Source organism: Melghirimyces thermohalophilus (assembly GCF_900102685.1).
GTDB lineage: Bacteria > Bacillota > Bacilli > Thermoactinomycetales > DSM-45169 > Melghirimyces > Melghirimyces thermohalophilus.
Genome location: NZ_FMZA01000002.1, coordinates 194,838 through 211,362, shown reverse-complemented (window position 1 = coordinate 211,362; position 16,525 = coordinate 194,838). Strand labels below are relative to the sequence as shown.

The following is a 16,525-nucleotide window of genomic DNA, read 5'->3' as shown; positions in this document are numbered from 1 at the left end:
ACTTTTTTGCTATTTGTGTTTGTCCGCATCATAGGGAAGCCGCCAAGGAGGGGCGCCAGAGAATCAGCTCCACTTTTCCCTCAAGCAGGTCAAAGGGAACCTGTCCCACACTGGGGTAACGGCTGTCCCGACTGGCATAACGATGACGGTTATCCCCCATCACAAACACATAACCCTCTCTCACTACCACCGGCCCATAGGCCCCGTCCTCGATTTCCGACTCAATGTAGGGCTCATAGACCTTTTTTCCATTGCGGTAAAGGTCACCCCCCTTAATCTCAATACGATCGCCCGGCATTCCCACCACGCGTTTTACCAGATACTTCCCCTCCCGGGAAGGGTCCACAAACGTAACAACATCTCCTTTTTCCGGTTCCTCAAACAAAAAATAGAATTTATTGACCAAAAGGCGGTCTCCATCTTCCAAAGTGGGTTCCATTGAGGTCCCGTTGACGACAGACAGCGCCATCCCAAACTGGTTGATCACCAGTGCCGCCGACACCGCCAACAAAAGGGTTCTTACCCACGGAATAAAGAGGGGGTTCCATTTGTTCATTCTACATCACTTCACCCCATCAGATAATTTTTATAGGATAGATAAAGATGATACCCAGTGCGGACGAAGCCCGGGGTGAAGGGGGCTTCTCCCGATCGGACTCGCTCCTCCAACTGCAGGGCAGCTTCCCTTATCCGCTTGACCAATTGGGGCGGATAAGAATAGAGACGCCGGTTTTGTTCAAATTCCTCCCGATCCAACCAGCGGTAAGAGCCGTCGGCCTCTACCAGCAGATCGAGATCGAAATCGGTGTAAACCAACACACCCTGCTGCCAGGTGTAAGGAGAAGCGAGATTGCAATAAAAGCGGTAGGATCCGCGAGCGTCGAATAGTACTATCGTATTAAACCACTCGTCTCTATGAAACTGACAGATAGCCAATCCCTTCGTAAACCACTGACTTCCATCGGATTCCGTCACCTGTACGTCACGGTTGGCCACCAAAAGCGGATCTTGCGTCTTCAACACGACTGACTGTAACCAGGAACGGTGGAAACCCCCATCGTACTTGCGACTTTCGATTCGGATCCGATCCCCTGGACGCACTATTTGATCCACACCTTTTTCCTCCTATTCTCCTGTATTTCCAAAAATATCAGATGCTAAAACATAAAAATCAGAATTGGTTCCAAGGGGTGAAAAGTTTTAGACACTCTCACCATCGGGAAAATGTTTTTCCGATCCCTTGACATCCTCTCCCCTCCTATGCATAATAATAAAAACTAAAGTGAACAGACTGGGTAAACGCGATGAAGGGGCCTAAGGCATGGTGACCGAGCAGAGAGCGATTCCCCTCGGCTGAAAGGGAGCGCCGGCAACACCTGCCCCAACCCACCCTGGATGCGGACGGCGACGAGTCGCTACGGAAGAACCGTTATCACAGGGAGTTATCATGCTCCCCTAAGCTGGACACTTCCTGTGTCAAAAAAGGTGGTACCGCGGAAGATACACCCTCTTTCGTCCTTGGGACGGAAGAGGGTTTTTGCGTTTTTAGATATAAAGGAGGATGGGACCATGACCGATTCGAAACAAATCTGTTTTATCGGAGCGGGGTCGATGGCAGAAGCGATTCTGTCCGGCCTCTTGCAACACACCGATACGAAGGCGGAAGCGATCACCATGATCAACCGCCAGGACAAAGATCGCATCGAAACCCTGCAAAACCGATACGGCATCATCTCCCCCGAAAACAAAGAGGCCGCTGTCCGTCAAGCAGATACAGTGATCCTGGCCACGAAACCCAAGGATATGGACGATGCCTTAGCCCAATGGGGAGACCAGATCCAGTCGGGACAACGGGTGATTTCCGTTGCTGCCGGTATTCCAACCCCCTTTATCGAAGAGAGATTGTCAGCCCATCCCCCAGTGGTACGGGCGATGCCCAACACCTCCAGCATGGTGGGAGCATCGGCTACGGCCCTATGTCCGGGGCGCAACGCCGCTGAAGCCGACCTAGACGAGGCCATCCGCATCTTCTCCGCTATAGGCACCACCGTGGTAGTGAAAGAGGAGGAGATGGACGCGGTCACCGGACTGTCGGGAAGCGGCCCCGCCTATATCTATTACTTGGTGGAAGCGATGGAACAGGCGGGGGTAAATGAAGGCTTGTCCCCTGCCGTCGCCCGGAACCTCACCCTGCAAACGATGGCTGGCGCCGCCCGCATGCTGTTGGAAACAGGGGAAGAGCCGTCGGAGTTGCGCCGCCGAGTCACCTCCCCCGGCGGTACCACAATGGCGGGGCTCAACACCCTGGAGAAGCACCGCTTTCAAGAAGCGTTGATCGACGCTGTCCACCAGGCCCGGCGCCGCTCCCAGGAACTGGGGAACGCCTTCCCCTCTCCCACCCCTCGATGATCGAGGGAACCGAAGTGATAGTACCTTCACATAGATACGGCCCCTGATGGGGCCTATTTTCGTTGTCGCTCAGCCCCTGTCTTCTCGCAGAGGAGGTAGCGCCACATCCGAAATGGATCCTGGATCGACATATATTAAAAGAGAATCGGAATGCAACCCCCATTGGGATAGTGATCCAACGCTGTGATCCTTTGAGGGCCTGACGACCGACAGAGGCGATCGACCGAATACAAACAAGCAGGCTGTCGTAATTTTTACGACAGCCTGCATCCCTCCTCCTCAGTCGAGGGTAGAAAATTTTAGTTAGAAACTTATCCTTTGAGCTGGGCCTCTTTCTGGAAGGAGCGGTATTTTTCCGCCATTTCCACCGCGCGGCCCACATCCAGATAACCCGCCCGGTCCCCTTCCATCGGTTGAGCCGTAAACTTTAGAATGCTTTTTACATCGTTGGGGCTCAAGGTCGGGTTGGCCTCCAGCAGGAGTGCCGCGACACCAGCGCAAAAGGGGGTGGCCATGGAAGTGCCGGACAGGTTGATATAATATTCGTTGACACGGTTTTCCGGCATTTGCTCCTCCAGCGGTGAGCCCGGAACCGATAGGGAGATGATATTGGTACCGGGAGCGTAAATATCCGGTTTTACCAACAGGTCCAAGGTGGGCCCGCGGCTGGAATAGGAGGCTTTCACATCGTCCTTCCGATCGACTGTGTTGCGATCATCCGCAGAGCCGACGGTCAGGATGACAGGGTCATGTCCGGGAGTACTGATTGTTCCCGGATAGGGGCCTTCATTGCCTGCCGCCGCACAGACCACGAGCCCGCTGTGCCAAGCCGCTTCCACCGCTTGCGCCAAGGGATCATCCCGGTAGGATTCAAAGGCGGGCGCACCTAAGGATAGGGAAAGAATTCGTATATCGTATTTCTCCCGGTTTTCCACACACCACTCGACCCCTTTAATCACCTGGGACAATTGCCCGCTGCCGTTTTTATCGAGGACTTTAACACCGACCAGCTTCGCTTCCGGCGCCGGCCCAGCGTATAATCCTTCGGACAGGTGCCCGTTGCCTGCAGCATCTCCTGCACAGTGGGTTCCATGTCCCTGATCATCGTAGGGTTCTTCTTCTCCCCCCACCAGATCGGCAAAGGCAACGATCCGGGAGTCCGGCTTCATCAAGTCATCATGGGGGTGAATCCCCGTATCGATCACGGCAATCGTTACACCTTTTCCAGTCAACCCCTCCTGGGCTTGCACCTCGGTCACACCGCTCGATTTTCGCGCCACATCCAGAAAGGATCGCACTTCCCGGTCATGAAATACCTTGCGGACTCCATCCTGCTCCGTCAACCGCCGAATGGTTCCGGGACTGATTTTGCCGTAAAAACCCTTTGGCGTCCGCAATTCTCCGTGTACCTCGTTACAGGAACCTGTCGAGCAGAGATCAAGCGCTTCCTGCCGTATAGAAGACTCCACCTGGTGATCAAAGGAGACGATCACTGGAACGGCTTCCTGTTCTTCATCGATCCCCGCTTCCCTGAGCCGTTTCAACTCCCGGATCAGCCCGGGATCGAGAAAACCGTTCGCTTGTTCAAACCAAGCTTCCCGCCTGTTGGCCATTTTTTATCACCTCCGCTAAAAACCTTAGACAAAAAGAGGTGATATCCTTCCTTTTATTCCATATTTTTTGAATTATTTACCCATTTATTGTAACTAAAATTGCATTCCGATTATAAAAGAAAAAGGGTATGGAGCCGAAGCTTTATCTGTGAAGCCACCGGCCCGAAAATATCACATTAATAACTCCAGGCGCTTTGCAGATTGTAAAGCCAATTTTTCTCCAATACCGACGCACGGGTCCCTTGGTAACCCAAATGTTGATAAAAAGGATACAACTTTTTGGTCCCATCATCGACAACCACTTGAATGCGGTGAACGCCCTTGTCCTGAAAACGTTTTTCCAACTGTTCAGCCAGGCTGCGTCCGACCCCGCATCCTTGGTATTCCGGATGGACCGCCAGACAGTAGAAAAAACCTGTCTCTTTCTCCATCGTTCCAACAATAGCGCCAACTACCCGTCCTTCGATTTCCGCTACCAAAACCAGATCCCGATCACAGGCCAACTGTTTCGACAACACCTTAAGCGTCTCCTGTTCCCTGGATTGGGAGGCTGTCATCTGCCAGATGGATGTGACCGCGTGAATGTCGGAGAGCTGGAACGATCGCAGGTTCATAAGGCGATTCCTCCTACAACGATGGTTTTATAAGTGTACTAAAACAGGCTTCGCTAGTGCAATTGTGATCTTCATGTTAAGAAAACGCTTACTCCTCCCCTTATACTCATCGTTCGCCTGTTTTTTTCATTTATCCGCTTTATTTCATCCTCGGCCAAAATGATCACCCTCTGGCGGCAGCCACCCTTTTACGGGCTGCGGGTAAGCGAACAAGTTCATCGGTCAGCCACCAGGACCAGGGAACCAGCAACAGCAGGGAACAGGCAGTCATCCAGGGCAACAAAACTGGAGACCAGCGGAATGAGAACGCCGACAAGAGGACAACACTCCAGACGATCAAGGAGTAGCGGATAAACCCATTGGAAATGTTGTCCGTACGGTACATGACTGCCGTAAAGATGTAGCCGCTGACAGCGAGGCATGAACAGGCGAATAGGCCCAACAACCGGCCCAAAAGGTTCTCCCATTCCATGATGTGCCCCGCCAATTGTTGTGTGGGCACTTCCAAGAACAGCTGGGAGAGAGCCGGCATGTAGATCATTTGAATCAGATCATGAAGTATCCAGGAGACGGCACCGATCACCCAGATGCATAAAGCCATCTGCAGCACCAAACGATATTCCGGGTCCAACACTTGAAACAAAGCGACCAGCACCCCTGTCATAGCCAAAACAGCCAGCAGATTGCTGCCCCAGGACCAAATGACAGCGGTCTCGTTGCTGCTGATATAGTACATTCGCTCTCCCAGGGAATCGGCACTCCCTCTGGTCAAAAACAGCAACGTCAACACCACTGCCGTCAGATTGATGGCCGCCGTCCCCCTAATCAGCCAGATGGCCCAGGATCGGTTTTCTTCCATCAGTTCCCACCCCCGGTCGTTTTGCCTTCCTGATTTCTCAATATATGTACGCGCACAAATCGCTACCATTTTCTCCAAAAAAACGGGCTTCATACGATTTCCGTTGCAAGGGATGGCGGTGTATGAAATCGGTGCGATCACACAACCTGTTGATGAGGTGATCCGGATGTACAAGGGCAGAAGACTGGATGAACTGACTGGGGTACCGCTGTCGGAATGGGAGCCGCATGAGCTTTCCCAACATCATTTCTCCTTATCCCAGCTCACCCCTTGGTTAAATGCACAGGGGGTAAGTCTCCACCACCAACTGATCGAGGAGATCGAGCGGCGCGGCGGCCTGCCCATGGCCGCCGTTGACAGGGATATGGAGGAAAAGCATCCCGCCGCCGATGGCGAATCCCATGACGAACATCGATTCCACTATTGATAAAAAGCACCCGTCTGGGGAAACGGGTGCTTTTTGGTCCAGGATTATTGAATCTGGTCAACCGCTTTCTTGTAGGTCATATTGCCGGGCTCCAGCTCCAGTGCTTTCCGGTAATGAACGGCGGCTTTTTTGCGATCGTCAGCCCGCTGCAAAACGACACCGTACTGATAATGATAGGCGGCGGTTTCCGGACGGAGTTCCAGCGCCTGTTGGATGCTTTGTTGCGCTTTTTTCAGTTCTCCGCCGTAATACCAGGCGATAGACAGATAATAGTGAGAGGTCGCATTTCCTGAATCCACCTTCACCGCTCGATTGAAGCTGTCGACAGCCGCTTGAACAGCGGCGGCCGTCTGTTTCTTTTTCTTTCCCGATGACAGCTTCTTATTGGCAGATACCTGTTCTCGCTCGGCCAGGTGCACCTGACCCACCCGGATATGATACTCAGGCTCCTCGGGAGACAGACGAACCGCCTCTTTGGCATGCTGCAACGCTTTCTGTAAATCCTCCGCCTTCAAAGAATAGGCCGCCAGTTGATGATGATAGGAAGCTTCTTTTGGCTTTAAACGAACGGCCTTTGTCATCGCCTGAACCGCTTGGTCATACTTTTTCCTTGCACTGTGGATACTCCCTTGATGTTCATAAAATTCAGGGTTGTCCCCATCCAGGGAAATCGCCTTTCGGATCGCGGTATCGGCCTGGTCGAGATCACCGGCGTACAGTGCGTAGATCGCCCAGGCATCGTAAACGTCCGCTTCGGGAACCTCTTGTATACCCCGGGCGAGAACCGCCGCCGCTTTCTCATATTCCTTTTGTTCGCCGTACAGGCTGGCTAGGTGCAACAGGTAATCCTTCTCCGAGGGATCGGCCTCTACTGCCAACTTGGCTTTGGCAATCGCCTCTCCCACCTGATCATCCTGTTCCAATCGGATCGATTCTCCGTAGTAACGAGCCGCTTCTTCCGCATCAGCCGCAAACAGACCGTCGGCCAAAAAGTAGCCCCCTGTTCCCAGGCCCAGCAAAACCAGCAAAACCGCCGCCCATACCGCCGGTTTTCGGCGGAATCGGAAACGCTTTTGACTTTCTTCTTCAGGGGATGGATCAACAGGTGTGGCGGATGAAGAAGGGATCGACTCCACTTGGGAACGGTCCGGTTTGCTCCACACTTTCCGCCCTGAAGGAGGCATCTCTCGTGGAGAGTGCCCGTCGATGATGGGGAGCCCCTCCCCGGCAAACCATCCTTCCCACTCCTTCGGATCCAAGGGATCATGGGGTACATCCGGGGGTTGGGGGTGGATCAAAGCCGGAGCGAAGGGGTCATGTGGGATTCCGAAACCGCCTTTTTCCGCTTCCGGCGGCGTCTCACTCAATTTGTGCACCGGGATCCCCTGCAGCCCCTCCAATAACGCTCTCATCCCCGGGCGTTCCGACGCATGATCCTGCAGGCTGCTTGTAATCCATTCCTCCAACTCCCGTGGAGCATTTTCGCGCAACTGGCTGAGTCGGCGTCCGTCAGCATCGGGGCCCGAGCCGGTCAACATGACGAAGGCCAGGCTCCCTAACTCATAAACAGCCCTTTTTTCGTCACGGGATCCCTCCCCCGCCGGCATCCCTTCCTTCGCCGCGTACAGGAAGCGCAGGCGGCCCTCGTCGATCAGCATATTTTGGGGATGAATCGGCGTGAACCAACCTGCCTCATCCATTCGGATCCACTGTTCCGTGACATTTTTTAATAGATGGACAGATTCAGAGAGGGACAACGGAGCCGATCGCTGCAGATCATGTGCTAGCACCGAACCCTTCAGTTCCCCGAGAATCTGATAGAGCACACCGTCTTCCACAAATAAACCTTCCACGGGAACCAGAGCGTCGGAATCCCGGTGGAGAAGGGAGTCCAAGCGAATCCGTCGACTCATTAGCGAGAGGTCGATCCCCAAAAGGAAGCGCGTCCCGCCGGCGGGATGCACTCGCGCATAGTAGAGCGTTCCTGCAACAAAGGGATACACGTCCAACACCTGAAAGGTGCCTCGGATCCACTCGTCCTTTCTCTTCTTTTTCATCCGTTATCCTGCTCCTTACCATGCTTTCATCCTGCTGTCTGATGTCATATCCATGTTCCGTAGTGAATCGGTAAAAAAATTGAACAGTTCCGGTCTTTTCATATTACCATGGAGCCGTGGAATCAGGTAGTCGCAAGACGGCTTTTCCACTCCAGGATCTTAAAAATCATACATCATCCCACGCCGTCCTCCTCCATCTGATAAAAAATTGCTTTTTATATCCAAATTAAAACTTATGGAGGATTCCACTCCGATCTCCTTCGCGAGATAATGGACAGGAATATGTTGTAAGGGAGGAATCATTTGTTGGTTAAGAAACGCGTCAAAATTGCCACAGTGACCTCTTTGTCCATGGTTGGGCTCATGGTGGCCAACCCCGTGTACGCCAACCCGGATGAATCCCCCGCTGACACCGGGCTGTCCGTTGAAGTGGGCAAGGATTCGGAGGAGGAAACATCGGCCTCCATCCAGTCACCTGAGCAGGGAGAGACGCCTGAACAAGATGAGGAGAAGGACCGCGGTCTTTTTGACATTCTGTTCCCCGACCCCGATGAGGATGAGGAAGAGCCGAATGAAGGCGAAGAAGGCCAGGGTGAAGAACCGGAGGAAGGCGAAGATCCTAACGAAGGTGAAGAACCCACCGAACCGGAGCCGCTTCCCGAGGATCCTGAAAACCCCGACCTGCCTCTTCCCGGCCTCCCCGGTGACGGAGATGAAGATGAGGATAACGGGGATGAAGATGGCGACCAAGACGGATCTGAAGAAGACGAGCAAAACCGTCCTGAAGAAGGAAACAATGATGGGTCAGAGGAAGACGGCAGCGAAAATGATGATTCCAACAACACAGAAGAGGACGAGCTAGTCACCGTGCCGGAACCGACCGATCCGCCGGCTGAAGAAAAACCCGAATCGATCAGTTATCTTCATAATGCCAAGGATCAACAACAGCAACAGGAGCAAAACGGAGACAAGGGCGGCAAGCTGCCGGATACCTCCAGCTCCCATCCGATGCAAATGGCGGTTGGACTGCTCACGGCTGTTTCCGGTGCTGCCCTCCTCTTCTTCCGTCGCCTCCGTTCCCAATCATAAGACTGATGTGCCAAGACTCCCCTTAACGGGGGAGTTTTTTTCGTTGCAGCAATCTTCGCCCCCCTTTACAATGAAAGAAACATTCAGGAGGGAAATGGCCACATGGCAACACCTGATTCGAAACAAGCCCGCTCCGTTTGTCCCTTGGACTGTCCGGATACCTGCGGGCTGAAGGTGACCGTCGAAGAGGGGAAAGTGACGCAGGTGACCGGGGATCCGGAGCATCCGGTCACTCAGGGGGCCATCTGTCACAAGGTGCGCCAGTTTCCTGACCGCGTCCACCATCCGGATCGTTTGCTGTACCCCATGCGCCGGACCGGACCGAAGGGAGCCGGCCGCTTTAAACGGATGAGCTGGGAAGAGGCTCTTACTGAGATCGTCGACCGGTTCCGGTCTACGATCCACGACTATGGAGCAGAGGCCATCCTCCCTTACAGCTACTATGGCAATATGGGCTTGGTCAATAACGGCAGCATGGATCGACGCTTTTTTCACCGACTGGGAGCGAGCCGCCTGAAACGAACCATCTGCAATACCGCCGGGAATATCGGATTTGCTCACACCATGGGAATCAAGGGAGCGATCGATCCTGAAGAGACGGTGCACAGTCGCTACGTCCTCTTGTGGGGCGGCGATTTTATCAGTACCAACATGCATCAGATGATGTTTTTGCAGCAGGCGAGAAAGCAGGGCGCACGAATTGTCACCATCGATGTTCGTCGCACCCGAACCGCCCGCTGGTCGGACGAGTTCATTCAGATTTATCCGGGCACTGATGCCTCCCTGGCCCTGGCCATGATGCATGTGATGGTAAAGGAAAACCGCATCGACTGGGAGTTTATTCGACAGTACACCACTGGATGGGAGCCCTTTCGGAGACGGATCGAGCTCTATTCCCCCGAGCGGGCGGCTGAAGAGACCGGTGTGCCGGCAGAGACAATCCGACGCTTAGCCCGGGACTATGCTGCAGTATCCCCCTCCTTCATCCGTATCGGCAACGGGCTGCAGCATCACGATCATGGCGGAATGACCGTGCGGACGATCGCCTGTCTGCCCGCCCTGACCGGCCAGTGGCGTTACCGAGGCGGCGGGGCCTTAAAGGAAAACGGCTTTTCCACTGTGGACACCTTAAAACTGGAACGGCCCGATCTGCTTCCCAACCCCGGCGTCCGCAGCTTCAACATGATTCAACTGGGAGACATCCTGCTGCAGGCGAACCCTCCTATTCGCTGTCTGTTCGTTTACAACACCAACCCTGCAGCCGTCGCCCCTTCCCAAGAAAAAGTGATCCAGGGGCTTAAACGGGAGGACCTATTCACCGTCGTCCACGATCTGTTTATCACCGATACCGCCCGTTATGCCGATCTCGTGCTGCCTGCCACCAGCTCCTTGGAGAATACCGATGTGTATAAATCCTATTGGCACCTGTACTTCCAAATGGCCCGACCCGTCCTTTCGCCCCAAGGGGAAGCCTGGTCCAATTTTCGACTCTTTCAAACCTTGGCGGAGCGGATGGGTTTTGACGAACCCTGTTTCCGGGATCAACCGGAGGATATTATTCGGCAAGTGCTGGACAACCCTGCGAACCCGTGGATGGAGGATCTCTCCTTTGAAGAGCTGGCGGAGAAGGGGATCCTCAAAGTGAATCCTGCAAAGGATCCTTTATTTCCCGACCGTCTCTCCCGCCCCGAAGGGAAAATCGCTCTCTACAGCGAGGCTTCAGCTTCTCTGGGGTTGGATCCGCTTCCCGGCTATCGCCGGCCACGGGAAGGAGGAAGCGCGGCGGGTCCGATCGATCCCGATCATCCCTATATCCTCCTCTCCCCGCCCAACCACCAGTTTCTCAATACCAGCATGGCCAATATCCCTAAACTGAAGCGGATCGAACGGAAACCTGAACTGGAAATCCACCCCGATGATGCCGCCGACCGCGGGATCGAAAACGGCGATACGGTGGAAGTGTTTAATCATCGGGGGCGTTCGCTGCTTTCCGCCCGCTTGACCACCGATGTTCCCCGGGGAGTGGTGGTCGCTCCCGGGGTTTGGTGGAACGATGCTTACAAAGGCCGCCGGGGGATTAACCAGCTCACCCCGGACCGGGAGGCCGATCTGGGCGGAGGCGCCGTTTTCTTCTCCACCGCCGTCAATCTGAAAAGAAGGGAGTACTCAAAGAATGCTGTCACCTGAGAAGGGGCCCTTGTATTTTTCATTCACGAACCAGTATGTTTTGGTCATCGGATCGACGGTGGAAGAGGAGGTAAATACGATCCTGTGTTTGAGCTCCCCCAAGCTTCCGCCATCTACGGAGCGGACCAACAGGTGGAGGGTGGGATAACCCCCTCGCTTTGCACCATGCGCTGAGCACGAGGTTTTACACGAATCATGCTCAAGAAGGCGGGTGTTGCAGCCATCTCCTTGATTACTCCAGTGGGGGAATTTATCTCGAGAGTAACCATCCATGGAGCCTTCGGACTGCACAGTGAGCGAGTTCAGCTCGGATTGAGCAGTAGATTTGTTGGTGTGTTGGGTGGAACTGCCCAGGTTGTCGGTCGCTCATACAGAAAAACAGCAGATAAAACCAATACAAAAACAATTGACCACAACATGGTTTTTTTCAGCATAGAACAGCCTCCTACACAATTATTTTTGAATCGTCCTCATTTTATATCTTTGCGAGCGAGAAAACCCCTTGCTTCAGCTATGGGGTTTTCTCGCTCGCAAAGATATAAACTCATAACATTTGAATTGCGCTTTCCGCTGCTTTATACCCAAAGAAAGCCCCAAATCCGATAAGGGCAATGCCAGAAGAAGCCAAAACCCATTTCATATACCTCTTATTCATAAATTGACGGCCGTAATGAACAGAGACGGATACAAATAAATCCCATACAATGATCCCAATAAAAATTGCACTGCTATATAACAAAGCATTTCCTTCTCAATACGCTCCCAGGTTCCGTCTTCCGACCATTGTTTCAGCCGTCGCCAACAGGTCGTGGGAGATCCGTATTGCGGGGGTAAATCTGCCCAGGCACATCCCGTTTTCAGCACGTACAAAATTCCGTTCAGGGTTTTTCTTGGATCGGCGGGTGGACGGCCCGGACCGGATTTTGGTTTGAGAAGCAACGGTTCAATTACAGCCCACTGTTCGTCGGTTAACTCATGTCTCGTACTCATACTTTCATTTTACATTGGAAGATCATGTTTTTGAAATAGCTTGTATACAAACATTAACTGTGTGGTTTGTGTTCCAACTATGTGGTTTGAAAAAGACCAAACAATCCAATTAAAAAAAGGGAGACAAGATCGATGCAAAACCTCTATATTACAGAGTGTGCTGAGTGTGGTTTTTACACAGAAAGTGAATCAATCCTTGAATTACAACATAGTTATGAATGCCCCAAGTGCAAAAACCTGAGTATTTTCATTCACGAACACAGCCCCCCTTCCCAAATCATTTGACAAGGTTCAGAAGGGCTTATATTAGCTGAGACAGGTTGATAAAAAAGAAAGAACCCAGGGTCATTCCCCTGGGTTCTCCGTACACAAGGCATGAGTCTGGGACGACCGCAAAGCCTTGACCCTTTCATTATATCTAAAAAAAGGCGCTTTATAACCCCCTATCCTCGCCATTATGGCTTAGAAGATAAGCGGATTTATTTAAGAGTAACTCCTAAAAATGAAGCCGCCCAATTTATAGGGTGGCCTTTTCTAATACGATCTAATGGGAAGAGGAGGGGTTAATTAATTCAGGCTCCTTAACTTAGGGAGAATCTCTTTCTTACCGTCCCTAAACTGAGGTCAAGGTTTAATGTAAGAGTCGACCTCGTTTTCAACGGACGTGGAAAGGGTATCAGTCCCTCCAATGATGTAGGCGTAGTCTAATTCATCTTGTATGTTAAGCAAATAATACTTAACGTCATCGGAAAGAGATTGACTGTTTGTTATCAACGTAGCCGAATTGGTTAAGGCAGCGAGCGTACCGCTTGCCAACATGCCTTGGAACGTCCAGCCGTGGGCCACGGTGACGGATGTCGGCTTGAGTTTTAAATCATATAACACATTGGTGTGAGCTTGATATCGTGTTGTTCCACGCTTATCCTCCACCGGTCCATAATTTTTTAACTCCTCCACGACCGAATCGGAAATCGAACTTTGTTTGCCTACAACATAAATAGTTCCCAGATCATATTTTTGCAAAAAGTTCTTCGTAGCTTCCGGAATGGAGTCAGATTTCACGAGTAGTATGGGAAAACTCATATCGGCTGCTGCCGATGCCACACTCAAGCTGTCTTCGAAATTCTCTCCTGAAGCGATAAAGACACTTGGAACAGTATTCGGGTTTAAGTGTGACAGAACTCGTTCTCCAATGATGGGAGGGGTATCATATCGTGTAGCGCCGGCAATCCGTTCAATGTCTTGAATCCCCATCGCAGGAAGTTCATTGTTTTCGATGTGTGATGATACTGAACCGGTTCCACCAATGATAATTACTCTATCCGGATTTAAACGTTCGATTTCCTGTTTGCAGATTACCCAAATGGAAAATAAATACAATGTGAAGCTGACAAACGAGGAAAAGAAATCCGTCAATTACCACAACTATACCGTAGGCACAACAGTCAAAAGTTTATCCAATGAGTTGGAGGACGTACAAACAACCGAATATCGGCCAGGTTACATAGTCCGCTATACCACTTTTATTCCAGATCCTTACGCACCGAATTACTTGTACATAACCGATGGCTGCTGTTTTCACGAAAACGTTCATAGGTTTGGCGGGGATAACCGTGGATTTAATTGGAAAAGCACCCGATATCGTACTCGTATAGATGCATACGCTATTTTTTATGAATCGGGTTATACTGCCTTTTATGATATACCGTCCGTTGGTCGAACAACATATTACAATAAAAATGGTAAATTAATAGGATATGATTATGCTAACAAAAGTGGAATGTATTCACATAGTATCAGTAAAACTTCCACCGCCGTTTCCTACAGTATGTACCATAGTGTAGGAAATCCATTCGAAGAGAAGTTCCCGAATATTGACTACAGATACGATGCAACGATTTATAAAAGTGGCAGTCTAACAATCTCGGGTAATCATGACCAAGCACCCAATCATGAAATTTATTTTATGACGTACCCTGGTGATACGATTTCCACGGTGCATCAACATAAGAGGAAAAGCTTTCTCTATCTTTTCCCAACCTTTCCCGATCGTTACTTTAGCTACACATTATAAAAACCGAATTAAAAACCCCCTTTGGTGCATTCTTAGGGGGTTCCTTTTTTATATCTTCCTAAACATTTTTAGTAATTCATCAATTAACCAAAAGAGAAAGGCTGAAATCAATCCCCATAATACCCAAAGGTATCTACCCTCTTTAATATCATCGAACCACAACAGAGCGGGCAACAATGCCCCACCGGTAGAATGGATCAAAAATGCCCATAACCATCGAAGATATTTCTTTTGGGTAAGATAATCAGATAAAACGGATATAGGAACACCATAAATTAAAACAATGAAAGCAGTAATCAATACAAAGCTAAATGCAAGAAGTGATGCTTCATGAGAATGCGGTGAAATTGAGTATAACCATAATAAAAGGAAGTATTGAATGATTGTAATAATTAACAGGGCAAGAAATTTAGCTTTAAGAATAACCCACAATTTTTTCATAAAATCCCTCCATTCAGTTCTGTTTCAAGCTTCTCATAAAAAAGGCTTCAAAGTCAAAATGCGGAAATGATAAATCGCTCCCCCTGCTAGGTATCCTAACCCAAAGGAGGAATTTGTTTGCGGAAATTGTCTATCTGTTTCGTGATAATGCTCTTTCTGATGGGGTGCAACACAATAAAGTATTTAGGCACTGTCCGGTAAATCAGAAACACGTGTCGCGCGGGGCAGGTTTTTCACGCTCCTTCCAATGCGGTGGCAAGTCATACGCATGAAAAACCTGCCCTCGATTGAATTACCAGACACGCCCTAGAAACAAAGGATTTAGATCCTGAAGTTAGAGAATTAGAAAAACTTGTTCGTTTTCCGGAAGAAAAGTTTCCTGAGAGAGCGGATTTCTTTTATCGGGTTGCATGGCCCTTTGCTATTTGTACCCAAGGTGGGGAAGGAGCTTATGTCGGATATATTCCCTATAAGAAAAACAAAGCGGCAGAAGAATGGATCCAACAAAAAATAAAGGGCTTCCCAGATGGATCTGAATTCATTTTTACAGTAGGAAATCCACCTAAGTTACAACCAAAAACCAGTTCAGAAGATAATTAAACAAAGTCCCGGAAAAAAAATCCGGGACTTTTTACGTATTCAATGTCGAACATGTAAGTAAACACTCAAACCAACTGTGCAGAAGATTTCAAGGGAAGCTTCAAGGCTTTGGCAATGCCTTCTCCCGTGGCATTAGCCAAATCTCTGATAAAGGAACTGTTCGTCAGCTTGCTTAAATCCTGCTGGTGATCAATAAACAGGTTCTCCGTCAGTACGGCTGGCATCGCCGTTTCCCGCAACACGTAGAAATTGGCCCGTTTCTTCCCGCGATCCGTTACCCCCCACGGCGAACCGATCCGGCTCATGATGGTGTCATGGACGATCTGACGCCATTGCACCGTGTTATTGGACACCGGGCCGTCCCAGATGAAACTTTCAAACCCGGTGCCGCCACCGGCGTTGATATGGATGGACACGAAATAGTCTGCTCCATTGTTGTTTGCCAAGGCGACTCGGTTCGCCAAACTGACCGTTGTATGTAAAAACCGCCCAAATTTCTTGATATATCAGGGATTCAGGCGGTTTTCTTTTTGCGATAGACCCTCCCGACGGAGTGGAGGAAGATGATCTCGTCCCTTGATGCTTTTTTTCTTGTTGATATAATAAAATTATAAACACCTCTTGTTACCTTGATAATCGACCTTAACCAGGAAGTCGTGCCTATACGCACGACTTTTTCTGGTTCAAGGGGCTTTTATTTTATGGTTTTCCTTGTTTACTGGATTTGCTGTCTGTTATTCGTCTTTTTTTATGCTGTACAAAAAAAGCCTATGCCAAGGTGACGAGGAGATACAAACCATGAATGCTATTGGATACCAACTGTAATGCTCGTGTTGGCGTTCTCTTTGTTGTGACTGCCTGTTGTCTGATGGAAATGGATAATCCAACCTCGTATAATGAAAATACAAAGACCAAGACCTACTTATTTATTCATCCCCCAATATAAGGAAAAGAGCCACCTGCAGTGGCTCTTTGTCTGTACATCACAGATTTTATTTAACCGTTCGGCTGAAGTACACCACTTTCATATCTTTGAGGGACGGGAACACGGCCTTTACCACCAACCATGGTACTTTTATACCTGATTCCGTAAAATCATGAGGAGGAATTCGCTTTAGACTCATTTTCAGTACCCGTCGACTCCTTATCCTTAACATTCCGCGTC

16 protein-coding genes are annotated in these 16,525 nt (G+C 50.4%); 6 read left to right on the top strand and 10 right to left on the bottom strand.

Going from position 1 to position 16,525, the window contains the following annotated elements; all coding sequences use genetic code 11:
- Positions 1 to 28: 28 nt before the first annotated feature.
- Positions 29 to 556: a signal peptidase I gene (gene lepB / locus BLP91_RS02350; protein ID WP_091566288.1), complete on the bottom strand. Its 528-nt coding sequence runs from the start codon at positions 554 to 556 to the stop codon at positions 29 to 31.
- Positions 557 to 567: 11 nt separating this feature from the next.
- Entirely contained in the window at positions 568 to 1,113 is a 546-nt protein-coding gene (locus tag BLP91_RS02345) for a DUF402 domain-containing protein (protein ID WP_091566286.1), read from the bottom strand.
- A gap of 456 nt (positions 1,114 to 1,569) precedes the next feature.
- Between BLP91_RS02345 and proC the strand changes: the two genes are divergently transcribed.
- Positions 1,570 to 2,409: a pyrroline-5-carboxylate reductase gene (gene proC, locus BLP91_RS02340; protein ID WP_091566283.1), complete on the top strand. Its 840-nt coding sequence runs from the start codon at positions 1,570 to 1,572 to the stop codon at positions 2,407 to 2,409.
- A gap of 311 nt (positions 2,410 to 2,720) precedes the next feature.
- Here the strand turns inward: proC and BLP91_RS02335 are convergent, their stop codons facing one another.
- The 3 genes from BLP91_RS02335 to BLP91_RS02325 form a co-directional block, all read right to left on the bottom strand.
- A complete protein-coding gene (locus tag BLP91_RS02335; RefSeq protein WP_091566281.1) occupies positions 2,721 to 4,022 on the bottom strand; it encodes a S8 family peptidase in 1,302 nt (433 codons plus the stop codon).
- 176 nt (positions 4,023 to 4,198) lie between these two features.
- Positions 4,199 to 4,636, bottom strand: coding sequence for a GNAT family N-acetyltransferase (locus BLP91_RS02330; RefSeq protein WP_091566279.1), 438 nt, complete (start codon positions 4,634 to 4,636; stop codon positions 4,199 to 4,201).
- A gap of 163 nt (positions 4,637 to 4,799) precedes the next feature.
- A complete protein-coding gene (locus BLP91_RS02325; RefSeq protein ID WP_091566277.1) occupies positions 4,800 to 5,495 on the bottom strand; it encodes a hypothetical protein in 696 nt (231 codons plus the stop codon).
- Between the two features lie 166 nt (positions 5,496 to 5,661).
- Between BLP91_RS02325 and BLP91_RS02320 the strand changes: the two genes are divergently transcribed.
- Positions 5,662 to 5,922 carry a hypothetical protein gene (locus BLP91_RS02320; protein ID WP_143003436.1) on the top strand — a complete coding sequence of 87 codons (261 nt, stop codon included), beginning with the start codon at positions 5,662 to 5,664 and terminating at the stop codon, positions 5,920 to 5,922.
- 44 nt (positions 5,923 to 5,966) lie between these two features.
- Here the strand turns inward: BLP91_RS02320 and BLP91_RS02315 are convergent, their stop codons facing one another.
- Positions 5,967 to 7,979: a tetratricopeptide repeat protein gene (locus BLP91_RS02315; RefSeq protein ID WP_091566275.1), complete on the bottom strand. Its 2,013-nt coding sequence runs from the start codon at positions 7,977 to 7,979 to the stop codon at positions 5,967 to 5,969.
- 306 nt (positions 7,980 to 8,285) lie between these two features.
- On the opposite strand from BLP91_RS02315, the gene BLP91_RS02310 reads away from it, so the two are divergent.
- The 3 genes from BLP91_RS02310 (at position 8,286) to BLP91_RS16560 (ending at position 11,861) form a co-directional block, all read left to right on the top strand.
- Positions 8,286 to 9,068, top strand: a complete 783-nt coding sequence (locus BLP91_RS02310; RefSeq protein WP_143003435.1) for an LPXTG cell wall anchor domain-containing protein — start codon at positions 8,286 to 8,288, stop codon at positions 9,066 to 9,068.
- A 102-nt stretch (positions 9,069 to 9,170) separates the two neighbouring features.
- Positions 9,171 to 11,255, top strand: a complete 2,085-nt coding sequence (locus tag BLP91_RS02305) for a molybdopterin-containing oxidoreductase family protein (RefSeq protein ID WP_091566271.1) — start codon at positions 9,171 to 9,173, stop codon at positions 11,253 to 11,255.
- Between the two features lie 195 nt (positions 11,256 to 11,450).
- Entirely contained in the window at positions 11,451 to 11,861 is a 411-nt protein-coding gene (locus tag BLP91_RS16560) for a hypothetical protein (RefSeq protein WP_176757772.1), read from the top strand.
- A gap of 45 nt (positions 11,862 to 11,906) precedes the next feature.
- On the opposite strand, the gene BLP91_RS17460 is transcribed toward BLP91_RS16560, so the two are convergent.
- Positions 11,907 to 12,245 carry a transposase gene (locus BLP91_RS17460; RefSeq protein WP_091566267.1) on the bottom strand — a complete coding sequence of 113 codons (339 nt, stop codon included), beginning with the start codon at positions 12,243 to 12,245 and terminating at the stop codon, positions 11,907 to 11,909.
- A 624-nt stretch (positions 12,246 to 12,869) separates the two neighbouring features.
- The gene (locus BLP91_RS02290) at positions 12,870 to 13,661 is read right to left on the bottom strand and encodes a cell wall-binding repeat-containing protein (protein WP_176757771.1); all 792 of its coding nucleotides are present in this window, start codon (positions 13,659 to 13,661) and stop codon (positions 12,870 to 12,872) included.
- Between BLP91_RS02290 and BLP91_RS17455 the strand changes: the two genes are divergently transcribed.
- Positions 13,552 to 14,319, top strand: coding sequence for a DUF3238 domain-containing protein (locus BLP91_RS17455; protein WP_425412159.1), 768 nt, complete (start codon positions 13,552 to 13,554; stop codon positions 14,317 to 14,319). The genes BLP91_RS02290 and BLP91_RS17455 overlap by 110 nt on opposite strands.
- A 48-nt stretch (positions 14,320 to 14,367) precedes the next feature.
- Here the strand turns inward: BLP91_RS17455 and BLP91_RS02280 are convergent, their stop codons facing one another.
- Both BLP91_RS02280 and BLP91_RS02275 read right to left on the bottom strand, forming a co-directional pair.
- The gene (locus BLP91_RS02280; protein WP_091566261.1) at positions 14,368 to 14,760 is read right to left on the bottom strand and encodes a hypothetical protein; all 393 of its coding nucleotides are present in this window, start codon (positions 14,758 to 14,760) and stop codon (positions 14,368 to 14,370) included.
- Between the two features lie 665 nt (positions 14,761 to 15,425).
- Positions 15,426 to 15,824, bottom strand: coding sequence for an N-acetylmuramoyl-L-alanine amidase (locus BLP91_RS02275; RefSeq protein ID WP_281220334.1), 399 nt, complete (start codon positions 15,822 to 15,824; stop codon positions 15,426 to 15,428).
- Between the last annotated feature and the right edge of the window lie 701 nt (positions 15,825 to 16,525).